The sequence below is a fragment of the Chachezhania sediminis genome (genome assembly GCF_009765275.1).
Taxonomy (GTDB): domain Bacteria; phylum Pseudomonadota; class Alphaproteobacteria; order Rhodobacterales; family Rhodobacteraceae; genus Chachezhania; species Chachezhania sediminis.
The window spans coordinates 474066-487402 of the sequence record NZ_VOPH01000001.1 but is presented as its reverse complement, the minus strand read 5'-3'; the positions used below and the strand labels follow the sequence as shown (position 1 = coordinate 487402).

Annotated in this window: 10 protein-coding genes; 7 read left to right on the top strand and 3 right to left on the bottom strand. The window is 64.6% G+C overall.

Annotation, left to right across the window (positions count from 1 at the left end):
• The first annotated feature begins 250 nt into the window (after positions 1-250).
• The gene (locus tag FQK05_RS02275; protein ID WP_158964174.1) at positions 251-667 is read left to right on the top strand and encodes a PaaI family thioesterase; all 417 of its coding nucleotides are present in this window, start codon (positions 251-253) and stop codon (positions 665-667) included.
• A 116-nt stretch (positions 668-783) separates the two neighbouring features.
• Positions 784-2067 (top strand): DUF3422 family protein, encoded by a 1284-nt coding sequence (locus FQK05_RS02270; protein ID WP_158964172.1) that lies wholly within the window; start codon positions 784-786, stop codon positions 2065-2067.
• 125 nt (positions 2068-2192) lie between these two features.
• Here the strand turns inward: FQK05_RS02270 and FQK05_RS02265 are convergent, their stop codons facing one another.
• The 3 genes from FQK05_RS02265 to FQK05_RS02255 form a co-directional block, all read right to left on the bottom strand.
• Positions 2193-3155: an ABC transporter permease gene (locus FQK05_RS02265; RefSeq protein WP_158964170.1), complete on the bottom strand. Its 963-nt coding sequence runs from the start codon at positions 3153-3155 to the stop codon at positions 2193-2195.
• Positions 3148-4155 (bottom strand): ABC transporter permease, encoded by a 1008-nt coding sequence (locus FQK05_RS02260; RefSeq protein WP_158964168.1) that lies wholly within the window; start codon positions 4153-4155, stop codon positions 3148-3150. The genes FQK05_RS02265 and FQK05_RS02260 overlap by 8 nt, the downstream gene beginning before the upstream one ends.
• A gap of 432 nt (positions 4156-4587) precedes the next feature.
• Positions 4588-6288 (bottom strand): peptide ABC transporter substrate-binding protein, encoded by a 1701-nt coding sequence (locus FQK05_RS02255; protein ID WP_158964166.1) that lies wholly within the window; start codon positions 6286-6288, stop codon positions 4588-4590.
• 351 nt (positions 6289-6639) lie between these two features.
• Between FQK05_RS02255 and FQK05_RS02250 the strand changes: the two genes are divergently transcribed.
• The 5 genes from FQK05_RS02250 to FQK05_RS02230 are packed head-to-tail and all read left to right on the top strand — an operon-like array spanning position 6640 to position 13194.
• Positions 6640-8469, top strand: coding sequence for an ABC transporter ATP-binding protein (locus tag FQK05_RS02250; protein ID WP_158964164.1), 1830 nt, complete (start codon positions 6640-6642; stop codon positions 8467-8469).
• A gap of 14 nt (positions 8470-8483) precedes the next feature.
• Positions 8484-9659 (top strand): acetylornithine deacetylase, encoded by a 1176-nt coding sequence (argE, locus tag FQK05_RS02245; protein ID WP_158964163.1) that lies wholly within the window; start codon positions 8484-8486, stop codon positions 9657-9659.
• A gap of 1 nt (position 9660) precedes the next feature.
• On the top strand, positions 9661-10833 hold the full coding sequence (locus FQK05_RS02240; protein ID WP_158964161.1) for a M20 aminoacylase family protein: 1173 nt from the start codon (positions 9661-9663) through the stop codon (positions 10831-10833).
• 23 nt (positions 10834-10856) lie between these two features.
• On the top strand, positions 10857-12020 hold the full coding sequence (locus FQK05_RS02235) for a M20 aminoacylase family protein (protein ID WP_158964159.1): 1164 nt from the start codon (positions 10857-10859) through the stop codon (positions 12018-12020).
• Between the two features lie 10 nt (positions 12021-12030).
• Positions 12031-13194 (top strand): M20 aminoacylase family protein, encoded by a 1164-nt coding sequence (locus FQK05_RS02230; protein ID WP_158964157.1) that lies wholly within the window; start codon positions 12031-12033, stop codon positions 13192-13194.
• The last annotated feature ends 143 nt before the right edge of the window (positions 13195-13337 follow it).

The window sequence follows — 13337 nt, the reverse complement described above, 5'->3', positions numbered from 1 at the left end:
AAGGCCAGGCCGCTGAGGCCTGGAATGAATATTGCGCGGCGGGCCCGGCCAGCACGGGCGCCAGCAGGCACGTCGGGGAAAGGAGGATCTGTCGGGTCATCCGTTGCCCCGTTCGTTGCCTTCACGATGGAGGACGGAGGTGGCATGCGGCCCCTGCGGACGGGCGCGCAACTTTTTTGCACGGCGTCGCGCGGGACGGTTTGACATCGGCGGCGCGGGCCTGACATCAGGCAGGAAAGGGAGACACGCGATGACAGACCAACTCGATTTCGGCCGCAAGATCCAGGACCGGCAGCCGTTCAACAACCACGTGGGGTTCCAGATCACGGCCCTGGGCGCAGACGGCTCGGTGATGGAGCTGGAGATCGGGGATCACCACAAGCAGGAGCGCGGCTTCGTCCATGGCGGGGTGATGGCCGCGATGGCGGACACGACGCTGACCTATGCCGCGGGCGCCCAGATGGGGCCGGTCCTGACCAGCGAGTTCAAGATCAACTATACCCGCCCCGGCATCGGCCAGCGCCTGATCGCCCGGGCCGAGGTCCTGTCGCGCGGCCGGACCCAGGCCGTGGTGCAGTGCAGGATCTTTGCCGTGAACGACGGGGTGGAAAAGATGTGCGCGGTGGCGCAGGGCACCATCGTGGCGGTGCCGCTGGACCGGGACTGACCGGGCCCCGCTGCCGAACGGTATACGATGGTATTCGTATAATCTATTAGAATCAATGCGTTATTTGAAAATGATCGCGGGGGTGATATGGTCCTTCGAAACCGAAGGGATGTGCCATGTCCGCGATCAGGGATCACAAGCTGCGCTATCGTCTGGCGAACGAGCTGCATGCGCGGCCGTATCCGACCGTTCAGACCCCGTCGCGGGCGGTGTACCTTGCGATCAAGCACGACGAGGACGCGGCGGCGCGGGACAGGGAGGCCGACCGGGCCCATCTGCTGGCGCTGCTGGACCGGCACGGGGCATCCCATCCGCAGCCGGGTGCCACGCATTACACCGGCCAGATCGGGCGGCACCGGATCAAGTGGGAAAGCCATACGGAATTCGTGACCTACACGGCGCTGAGCGACCATCCCGGCGCTGCGGCCTTCGATCCGCAGGCCATGGCGGTCTTTCCCGCCGACTGGCTGGCGGCGGCGCCGGGGGTGCGTGTGGCCTCGGCCCTGGTCGAGATCCGGGTGCGGGGGGACGACGCCGATATCGTGGTGCAGCTGGACGACTGGTTCGTGCCGGAGAGCCTGGCGGCGTCCCGCGTGCTGGACGATGCCGCCGTGATCGCGGGGGATTTCCGGATCGATCCGGCCGGGCACATGCGCTTTGCCGTCTTTGCGGGGCCGGAAACGGGGCCGCGGCAGCTGGGCCGTGTGCTGCAGGGGCTGTGCGAGATCGAGACCTACAAGGCCATGTCCATGCTGGGTTTCGCCCGCGCGCAGGACCTGTCGGGACCAGTGGGGACGCTGGACGCCGGCCTGACCGGCCTGATGGCCGAGATGACAGATGGCAGGACCCCGCCAGAGGAGACGCTGCCGCCGCTTCTGGCCATTTCGGCGGAACTGGAGCGCATCGGGGCCAGTGCCGCTTTCCGTTTCGGGGCGAGCCGGGCCTACGAGGCCATCGTGCAGCAGCGGATCGCGGCGCTGCGCGAGGCGCGGTTCACGGGACGGCAGAGTTTTGGTGAGTTCATGCAGCGGCGCTATGACCCCGCGATGCGGACCGTAGCCTCGACCGAACGGCGGATCGCGGCACTGGCGGACCGGGCGATGCGGGCAGGGGAGCTGTTGCGGACCCGGGTGGACGTGGACCGCAGCGCGCAGAACCAGAAGCTTTTGGAAAACATGGACCGGCGGGCGGATCTGCAATTGCAGTTGCAGCACACGGTCGAGGGTCTGTCGGTCGTGGCGATCAGCTATTACGCGGTGACGCTTGCGGCCTATGTGCTTTACCCGCTGGGAAAACATGCGGGGGTCAGCAAGGAAATGCTGACAGCGGCCATAGCGCTTCCGGTGATCGGGTTGGTCTGGGCCTCGGTCCGGCGGATCCGCCGGCGCTTCGGGCACTGATCCTTCGAGCCGGTGGCGACTGGCGCCAAGGCCCTTTCAAGGGGCCTTGGGATGCACATTGGAAATGCGCTTTGCGGTCCGGGTGCCGTCCGCCGGGCCAGATCCCCGGCAGACGGTCGGGGCTGTTACCGGCCCCGGATCCGCGGATCCAGCGCGTCGCGCAGGCCGTCGCCCAGGTAGTTCACGGCAAGGACCGAGATAGAGATCATCAGCCCGGGCCAGATCACCCGTTCGGGGTAGAGCACCATCCGGTCGACCGCGTCGTTCAACAGCTTGCCCCAGGTGGGAAAGTCCGGCGGGAAGCCGAACCCCAGGAAGGACAGCGCGCTTTCGGTGATGATCGCCGTGGCGATCCCCAGCGTGGCCGAAACCATGATCGGCGACAGCACGTTGGGCAGGATATGCCGGGTGATCAGGAACCGGTTCTTCGTGCCCAGCGACCGCGCGGCCAGAACGAACTCGCGTTCCTTCAGGGCCAGCACGTCGCCCCGCACGATCCGTGCCGTGGGCATCCAGCTTGTCACCCCGATCAGGCAGACGATCAGCACGAAGATCCCGCCTTCCGGCCCGAGCACGGCCGACAGCGCCTCGCGGAAGAGGACCGAGGCGACGAGGATCATCGGCAGCAGCGGCAGGGCCAGGAACAGGTCGCACAGTCGCATCAGAGGCCCGTCCAGCCGGCGGAAGAAGCCGGCCAGCATGCCGATCAGCGTGCCCAGGAACAGGGCCAGGATCATCGCCGTCAACCCGACCGAGATCGAGACCCGGCCCCCCATCAATAGGCGCGCCAGCGTGTCCCGGCCCAGATTGTCGGTGCCCAGCGGATAAAGCCAGTCGACCTTGGCGGACGGGTCCCAAAGCAGGATGTAGATCGGCCGCATGTCCCGCAGTTTCAGGAAGTCCCGGCCCGTCGGCACATATTGCGCATTGTTCCAGTAGACCAGCGGGCCCACCGTCACCGCCAGAACGATCAGCAGGAACATCACGGCGCCCATCACGGCCCCGCGGTGGCTGCGGAACTGGTCCCAGACATTCGCCCACTGGCTGCGGGGCGGCTTTGTCGGCATAGGCTGCGTCAGCTCAGTCATAGCGGATCCTCGGGTCGAGTATGCCGTAGAGAACGTCGGCAATCAGGTTGAACATCACGATCAGCACCGCGAAGATGAAGGTCAGCGTCTGCACCATCGGCAGATCGTTGGCCTCGATCGCGGTGATCAGCAACTGGCCGATCCCGTTCACCTTGAAGACTTGTTCGGTGATGATCGCGCCCCCGAAGATCGACGGCACGCCCAGCGCGATCACGGTCACCACCGGGATCATCGAGTTCCGCAGCACGTGGATCAGAACGACGGTCCGTTCGCCCAGGCCCTTGGCGCGGGCGGTGCGGACATAGTCCTGGTTCAGGTTATCGAGCATCGACGCGCGCATGAACCGGCTGATCTGTGCCGTGATCTGCAGCGCCAGCACCATGACCGGCATGACCATCTGGCGTAGCTGGAGCATGAAGCTGTCCCAGCTGTCGACCTTCAGCGTGGTGTCGTAGATCGACGGGAACCAGCCCAGGTTGACCGAAAAGACCACGATCACCAGCACGCCGGAAAAGAACGGCGGGACGGAAAAGCCCACCATCGACACGAAGGTCCCGGCCTGGTCGAACCAGGAATACTGGCGATAGGCGGAATAGATGCCGATCGGGATCGCGATGATGATGCCGACGACATAGGCCGTGCCCACGACCCACAACGTCTGCGGGATCCGCTGGGCCACGATGTCCATGACGGGCGAACGGGTCTGCCACGAGATCACCCGCAGCTTGCCATCGGCGAAATGGGTTCCGAACAGGTTGTCGATCAGGATCTGCGGTTCGATCCAGAAGAACTGGACAAGCCATTTCCAGTAGCGGACGGGCATGGGTTCGCCTAGGCCGAGCGCCTCGCGCATCTTCTGCTTGACCTCGGGCGGCACCGTCAGCGGCACCTGCGCCATCGGGTCCCCCGGCGCCAGTTCCAGCAGCAGGAAGATCACCAGACTGATGAACAGCAGCGTCGGAATAGCCAGAAGCAGCCGTCGGATGGTGAAGTTCAGCATCGGCGCGCTCCGTCATGACCGGTTCGGCCTGCGGATGCCCCTGGCAGCGCACGGTGCGGCACGGGGCCGGCCTCCGTCGCTTGGGTCCTCGTTTCTCTCTTCATACTACCCCGTTGTGCCGCCTGAGGCGGTCGCATTGTTGGAGGTCCGGGCGTCTGTCCCGACGTCCCGTGACATGGCCGCAAGGTCATGCCCATGGGGCAATGTGCCCAGAAAACTCGCAAAGGTCGCCGGATCCGCGGCCGCTTTCGTCGGGCCGACGGCAAAGTCTGCCGCCGTTGACGCATTCACAGGCAGTTCCCGCCAATGCTGCCCAAGCCGGGATCAGAACGCATCCCGCCGTGCAGGATCGGGCAGGGCCCCAGACGAAACGTGCCCCGGACCGAAGCCCGGAGCACGCGTCATGTCAGGCAGACAGCCCGGTCACCGCTCTTACGAGCCTTGCTTGCGGAACCAGTCGGCCGCGTTCCACAGTTCGGTGTCCCAGACGTTCAGGACGACGCCGCCCAGCGTGTTGGAATGCGCCGACAGACGGCCGCGGTGCACCAGCGGAATGATCGTGCCGGCTTCGACCAGCATGTCGTTCAGCTGCTTGGCGATCTTGGCCCGGTCTTCCAGGCCCGCGGTTTCCGTCAGCTTCTTGTGCAGCGCGTCGTAATCCTCGCTGCAGAAGCGGGCGACGTTCTCACCCTGCCACTGGCTGGCCGGGGTCGGTGCGTTGTCGCACAGCCAGTTGCCCAGATAGCTTTGCGGGTCGGTGCCGTTGAAGGTGTTGGCGTACATCTCGACGTCGGCATAGAACTTCTGGAACGTGTCCGGCGAGCCGGGATCGCCACCGAAGAAGACCGACGAGTTGATGTTGCGCAGTTCGGTCTGCACGCCGATCTCTTCCCACCACTGCTTGATCAGCGCCTGGAAGTCCTGACGGACGGCGTTGGTCGAGGTCTGGTAGAGCAGGCTCAGCTTCACGCCATCCTTCATGCGGATGCCGTCGCTGCCCTTGACCCAGCCGGCATCGTCCAGAAGCTTGTTGGCGCCGGCGATATCCTGCGTCGAGCAGTCGAAGGTGGTCGAGTTGTAGACGTCGGGCGCGGGCACCAGGTTGCAGGTGACCTTGCCGGCCTGGCCATAGCCGATTTCCACCAGCAGCGGCCGGTCGATGGCCAGCGACAGGGCCTTGGCGACGGCCGGATCCTTGAAGATCGGGTGCGGACGCTGGACGGCACGTTCGTCCGGTCCAAGCGCCGGGTCAGGGTTGGTGTTGTTGACCATGATCCGTTCGGTCAGCGGGCCGAAGCCTGCCACGGGCACACCCTTGCCGCCGGCTTCCATCTTGGCGATCACGTCGGGCGCCAGCTGGAGGTTCCAGGCATAGTCGAACTCGCCGGTTTCCATGACGGCACGTGCCGCCGCGGTGGCGTCGCCGCCGCCCTTGAAGTTGACCGTCGCGAAGGCGGGCTTGGCCGGGTCACGATAGTGCTCGTTCGCCTTCAGCTGGATCACGTCGTTCGGACGGAATTCCGTCACCACGAAGGGGCCGGTGCCGACCGGGTTGAAGTTCTGCTGGGTACATTCCGGTGCGCGTGCGCCGGTGCAGTCCTTGAACTGGGCCATCTGCAGGATCGGGCTTTCGCCACCGACGAACGGGCCATAGGGGAAGGGGGTCGGGCCGGCGAAAGTCACCTTGACGGTCAGGTCGTCCAGGGCTTCGACGCTGGTCACGCCTTCGAATTTCGACACCTGGGCGCAGCCGCCATCGGGATCCATGCAGTAGTCGGCGGTGAACTTCACGTCGGCAGAGGTGAAGGGCGTGCCGTCCGACCATTTCAGGCCCGGGGTGATCTTCCAGGTGATGGTGGTCAGGTCTTCGGACACACCGCCGTTTTCGACGGTCGGCACTTCGTCGACCAGCCAGGGCACCATGTTGCCCTTTTCGTCATACCGCGCCAGCGGCTCCAGAATCAGGCTGGAGCTTTCGACGTCCTTGGTGCCGCCCGAAAGGAACGGGTTCAGGATCGACGGGGCCTGCCAATAGATGATGTTGACAGTGCCGTCCGATCCGCGCTCGGCCGCGGCGGCACTGGCCAGTGCCACGCCGGCTGCAGCGCCGAGCAGGAGGGCCTTAAGTTTCATGAAGAGACTCCCTGTGGTTGTTTTGATGGATTGCATCCCCCCGCTCGTTGGCGGGCGTCTTTGCGTACCGGAGAGGCGGATTCGGGCCGTATCAATGAGAATTGCGGAATTTCCCGGCAACCGCATGCCAATTTCGCCCCTGTTTGCCCGGTCTTGAAGCATCGAAACAGATGCTGTCGAAAAAGCAAGCCCTACCGTAGCGAAAGCATGCTGCAGCTGCAGCGGCCGCAGGGGCAGGGTTTGACACCGCCCCGAAACCGCGCGTAGCGTCCGCGAACGGGTCCCCGTACCGGGTCGTTTCGACGACCGGTTTTCGCGGATTTGGCCTTATTCCCGAACGGAGGTTCCGAAATGCTCGATCAGCCCGTCGCCCCGATTGCCCAGATCGAGGCGTTGCGTGTCGTCTTCGGAACCCGCGACGGACAGGTCGTCGGCGTCGAGGATGTTTCTTTCGATGTGAACCCCGGCGAAACCGTCTGCATTGTTGGCGAAAGCGGTTCGGGCAAATCGGTTTCGTCGCTGTCCCTGATGCGATTGATCGAATACGGCGGCGGTGAAATTGAAAGCGGCCGCATTCTTTTCGATCGCGGAAATGGCAAGGAACTTGATCTATCTAAGGCTGATCAAGATGTCATGCGCGAGATTCGCGGAAACGAGATCGGAATGATCTTCCAGGAGCCGATGACGGCCCTGAATCCGGTCTTCACCGTGGGGCGTCAGCTGACCGAGGGGCTGCGCGTCCACAAGGGAATGAACAGGTCCCAGGCCGAGACCCGCGCGATCGAGTTGCTGCGCGAGGTCCGGATCCCCGAACCGGAACGGCGGATGAAGCAATATCCGCACGAATTGTCGGGCGGCATGCGCCAGCGGGTGGTGATCGCCATGGCGATGGCCTGCCGGCCGCGGCTTCTGATCGCGGACGAACCGACCACCGCGCTGGACGTGACGATCCAGGCGGAGATCCTGGCGCTGATGGATCGGCTGAAGCGGGAAACCGGTACGGCGGTGATGTTCATCACCCACGACATGGCGGTGGTGGCCCAGATGGCCGACCGCGTCGTCGTCATGTACCGGGGCCGCAAGGTGGAAGAGGGCCCGGTCGCGGATATCTTCAACAACCCGCAGCACGATTACACCAAGGCGCTTTTGGCGGCCGTTCCGAAGCTGGGCGAGATGACGGGCAAGCCCGCGCCCGAGCCGATGAAGCTGCTGGGCGTGGAAAACCAGAACATCGCGCCGATCCCCGGCACGGAAGATGTGCTGCTGACGGTCAAGAACCTGGTCACCCGTTTCCCCGTGCGGGGCGGGCTGATGCGGCGGACGGTTGCGAATGTCCACGCGGTCGAAGATGTCTCGTTCTCGATCAACAGAGGACAGACGCTGTCGCTGGTGGGCGAATCCGGCTGCGGCAAATCGTCGGCCGGCCGGTCGATCCTTCGGCTGATCGAACCCCAATCCGGGCAGATCGACCTGGACGGCATCGACATCATGGCGCTGGATGCCGAAGGCCTGCGCAAGGCGCGGCTGGACATGCAGATGATCTTCCAGGATCCCTTCGCGTCGCTTAATCCGCAGATGCAGCTGATCGACCAGGTGGCCGAGCCGATGCGGAACTACAATATCGCCTCCGGATCCGAAATCGAGGACCGCGTCGCGATGCTGTTCGACCGGGTGCAGCTGCCGCGCAGCTTCATGCGCCGTTACCCGCACGAGATGTCGGGCGGCCAGCGCCAGCGGATCGCCATCGCCCGGGCGCTTGCCCTGAACCCCAAGCTGATCGTGGCGGACGAAAGCGTATCGGCGCTGGACGTGTCGGTGCAGGCGCAGGTCCTGAACCTGATGATGGAGCTTCAGGCGGATCTTGGCCTGTCCTTCCTGTTCATCAGCCACGACATGGCGGTCGTTGAACGGGTCAGCCATACTGTCGGCGTGATGTATCTGGGCCGCATCGTCGAGATCGGGTCGCGGGCACAGGTCTTCGAGAACCCGCAGCACCCCTATACCAAGGCGCTGATGAAGGCGGTTCCGGTGGCCGATCCCAGCGTGCGCAAGACGGAAAAGGACCTGAACTTCAAACCGATTCCGTCGCCGATCCATGGCACCGATTACCGGCCGGAACGATCACTCTACAACGAGGTCGCGCCCGGTCACATGATCCTGACCACGGACAGCGGCTACTGATCCAGAGACGTCCAATGAATACTGCATCCGCCCGCCTAAGCCCCCGCCAGATCCTGGATGCCCTCGTCTCGTTCCCGACGGTCAGCCGCGATACCAATCTGCCCCTGATCGTCTGGGTCGAGGAGTACCTCGCCTCGCATGGCATCACGGCGCACCGCCACTATCACGAGGACGGGCAGAAGGCTGCGCTGTTTGCCCATGTCGGCCCGTGGGAGGAAGGGGCGGTCGTCCTGTCGGGCCATACCGACGTTGTGCCGGTGGACGGGCAGCAATGGGACACCGATCCCTTCACGGTGGTCGAGAAGGACGGCAAGCTTTACGGCCGCGGCACCACCGACATGAAAGGGTTCGACGCCCTGTCGATCTGGGCGCTGGTCGAAGCCGCCCATGCCGACCTGAAACGGCCCCTGCAGATCGCGCTCAGCTATGACGAGGAGGTCGGCTGCATCGGCGCTGAACCCCTGATCAAGGCGATGGCGCCCGTCCTGCCCAAGGCCGAAGCCGTGATCGTGGGCGAGCCGTCGATGATGGAGGCGGTGACGGCCCACAAGGGTGGCACCGGCTACAAGGTCCATGTCCACGGGTTCGAGGTTCATTCCTCGCTGCTGCCTTACGGCGTCAGCGCGATCCTGGAAGCGGGCCGCCTGCTGAACTGGGTCAACACCACGAACGAGGAGATCCAGGCGCAGGAGCCGGGTCCGGCAGCGCAGCTTTTCAAACCGCCCTTCACCACCTTCCATGTGGGCCTGATCGAAGGTGGGACCGCACGCAACATCACTGCCAAGGATTGCGAATTCGCGATGGAGATGCGGGTCCTGCCGACGGAAAGCATCGACGACTGGAAGGCCAGGTTCGAGGCCGAAGTGGCCGAGATCGAAAAGACGATGCAGGAAAAACAGCCGACGACATCCATCCAGCTGGACCCGTTCTTCCGGGTCCCGGGCCTGCGCCCCGAGGAAGACGGCCCGGCCGAGCAACTGGTGCGCTCGATCACCGGCGACAATGCGACCCACGCGGTCAGCTACGGGACCGAGGCCGGGCATTTCCAGAATCACGGCTATTCGGCCGTGGTCTGCGGACCGGGCGACATCGCCCAGGCCCACCAGCCCAATGAATTCATAACCATCGAACAGTTCGATGCCGGAAAGGCCTTCATGGAGAAGCTGCTTTCCAGACTGAAAGGACACTGACATGCCGATCCGCAACCGGCTGGCCGAAATGGCCGACGAGATCGCAGGCTGGCGCCATACGCTGCACGAAACCCCGGAACTGATGTTCGACCTGCCGGAAACCACGGCCTTCGTGGTCGAACGGCTGAAGTCGTTCGGGATCGAGGATATCACCACCGGCATCGGCCAGTCCGGTGTCGTGGCGACCATCAAGGGCAAGACCGATACAAAGGGCCGCGTGATCGGCCTGCGCGCAGACATGGACGCGCTGCCGATGGACGAGGCGTCGGGCGTGCCCTTCGCGTCCCAGATCCCGGGCAAGATGCATGCCTGCGGCCATGACGGCCACACCGCGATGCTGCTGGGCGCCGCCAAGTACCTGGCAGAGACACGGAATTTCGACGGCACCGTGGTCCTGATCTTCCAGCCGGCCGAAGAAGGCGGTGGCGGTGGCCTGGAAATGGTCAAGGACGGGCTGATGGACCGCTGGGGTGTGCAGGAAGTCTATGGCATGCACAACATGCCGGGCGTCCCTGTGGGCCAGTTCGCGATCCGGTCGGGGTCGCTGATGGCGTCGGTCGACAGTTTCGACATCGTGGTGACGGGGAAGGGTGGCCATGGTGCCATGCCGCACGAGGCGATCGACACGAACCTCGTGGCTGCGCAGATTGTCGTCTCGCTGCAATCGATTGCGGCGCGGAACGTGGACCCTTTGAAATCCGTTGTCGTCACCATCACGACGATGATGTCCGACACCGACAGCTACAATATCATTCCCCACACGGTGACGCTGAAGGGTACGGTCCGGACGCTGGACAATTCCGTCCGCGACCTGGTCGAGGAACGGGTGCGCGCGATTGCCGAAGCCACCGCCACCAGCTTTGGCGCTACGGCCGAAGTTCTCTATGACCGCGGCTACCCTGTGACCGTGAACCACGAGGACCAGACCGGATATGCGATCGAGGCGGCGCGCGCCGTGGTCGGTGACGCGGCCGTCGAGGACAACACCCCGCCGATGATGCCGGCCGAGGATTTTTCCTATATGCTGGAAGCACGGCCCGGCGCCTACATGTTCATCGGGAACGGCGACACACCGATGTGTCACCATCCCGCCTATACCTTCTCTGACGAAATCATCCCGCTGGGCTGTTCGTGGTTCGCCGAAATGGTCGAACGACGCATGCCCGCTGCCTGACGGCCCATCTGAAAGGACGACCCATGCCGGTCAAGAACCAGTTCGCCGCCCTCCTGCCCGAAATCACGGCCTGGCGGCGCGACATCCATACCCACCCCGAAATCGGGTTCGAAACTCACCGCACTGCCGGGATCGTGGCCGAAAAACTGCGGGGGTTCGGCTGTGACGAGGTGATCGAAGGTGTGGGCCAGACCGGTGTCATCGGTGTGATCAAGGGCAGGACCGATACGTCGGGCAAGGTGATCGCGCTGCGCGCCGACATGGACGCGCTGCCGATCCTCGAAGCCTCGGGCGTGGCACACACGTCCGGGACCGACGGAGCCATGCATGCCTGCGGCCATGACGGCCATACCTCGATCCTTCTGGGGGCCGCGGCCTACCTGGCCGATACACGGAATTTCGACGGCACCGTGGTGCTGCTGTTCCAGCCGGCCGAGGAACTGGGCACAGGCGCCAAGGCGATGATGGACGAAGGCGTGATGGACCGCTTCGGCGTCGACGAGGTCTATGGCCTGCACAACACGCCCGGCCTGCCGGTCGGCCAGTTCGCGATCCGTTCGGGCCCGATGCTGGCCGCGACCGACGAATTCTTCATCGATGTGACGGGCCGCGGCGGCCATGCCGCCAAACCGCACGAAACGGTGGATTCGACGATCATCGCATCCCACATCATCCTGGCGCTGCAGACCATCATCTCGCGCAATGCGAATCCGATCCTGCAGGGCGTGCTGTCGGTGACGTCCGTAGACACGGCGACCCATGCCTTCAACGTGATCCCGCAGACTGTGAAACTGCGTGGCACCGTCCGCACCCATTCGCCGGAACTCCAGGACCTGATCGAGGCGCGGATGGGCGAGGTGATCACCAAGACGGCCGAGGCCTTCGGCGGCAAGGCCGAACTGACCTATCACCGTTACGTGCCGGTCACGATCAACGCCCCGGACCAGACCGAATTCGCGGCCGAAATCGCGACCTCCGTCTCTGGCGGCTGTGGCGAGGCGCCCCTGATCATGGGGGGAGAGGACTTTTCCTACATGCTGATGGAACGCCCCGGCGCCTTCATCTTCCTGGGTAACGGCGATACCGCCGGCCTGCACCACCCCGCCTACGATTTCAATGACGAAGCCATCCCGGCCGGCTGTTCCTGGTTCTCCGAACTGGTGGAACGCCGGATGCCGGCTGCCTGAGGACTGACAGATGCCGATCAAGAACCGCTTTGCCGAGCTGCACGGCGACATCACCGCCTGGCGCCGTGACATCCACGAAAACCCCGAAATCCTGTTCGAAACCCACCGGACATCTGCCCTGGTCGCGGAAAAGCTGCGCGCCTTCGGCTGCGACGAGGTGGTCGAGGGCATCGGCCAGACCGGTGTCGTGGGCGTGATCCGCGGCAAGACAGACAGCGCGGGCAAGGTCATTGGCCTGCGGGCCGACATGGACGCGCTGCCGATCCTGGAGGCCACGGGGCTCGACTATGCTTCGAAGACGCCGGGGGCGATGCATGCCTGCGGCCATGATGGCCACACGGCGATGCTGCTGGGCGCCGCGCAATACCTGGCCGAGACGCGCAATTTCGACGGCACGGCGGTGGTGATCTTCCAGCCGGCGGAAGAAGGCGGCGGCGGCGGCCGCGAGATGTGCAGGGACGGCATGATGGACCGCTGGGGCATCCAGGAGGTCTATGGCATGCACAACTGGCCGGGCATGCCAACGGGCAGCTTCGCCATCCGCCCGGGTGCCTTCTTTGCCGCCACCGACATCTTCACCATCGACCTTGTGGGCAAGGGCAGCCATGCGGCCGAGCCGCATGAATCGGTCGACACGACCGTGATGGCCGCGCATCTGGTGACCGCGATCCAGACCATCGCCAGCCGCAATGCCGACCCGGTGGACCAGGTCGTCGTCTCGGTCACCTCCTTCGAGACGGGGACCAAGGCCTTCAACGTGATCCCGCAATCGGTCGAGCTGAAGGGAACGGTCCGCACCATGTCGCCCGGCATGCGTGACCTGACCGAGCGCCGCATGACCGAGATCTGCGCCGGTATCGCCGCCACCTTCGGGGGCACGATCAACCTGACCTACAAGCGCAACTACCCGGTTATGGTGAATTCCGAGGACCAGACCGAATTCGCCGCCGATGTGGCCCGCGCCGTGGCCGGATCCTGCGACGAAGCCCCCCAGGTCATGGGCGGCGAGGATTTCGCCTTCATGCTGGAAGAACGCCCCGGCGCCTATATCCTTGTCGGCAACGGCGACACGGCCATGGTCCACACGCCCGACTACAACTTCAACGACGAGGCCATTCCGGCGGGCTGCAGCTGGTACGCGGGCATCGTCGAGGCGCGGATGCCTGCCGCGTGACAGGGCGTTGTGCGTGCAGAGCACGCACCCTAAGGCTGCCGCGGCCGGTCGGATGACCTTGCCGGCCGCGCACCAGGTGTTGCCGTCGGATGCCTCCGGCGGGAGTATTTGTGAAAAGAAGAAGGCCCGGACGCTCTGGGTCT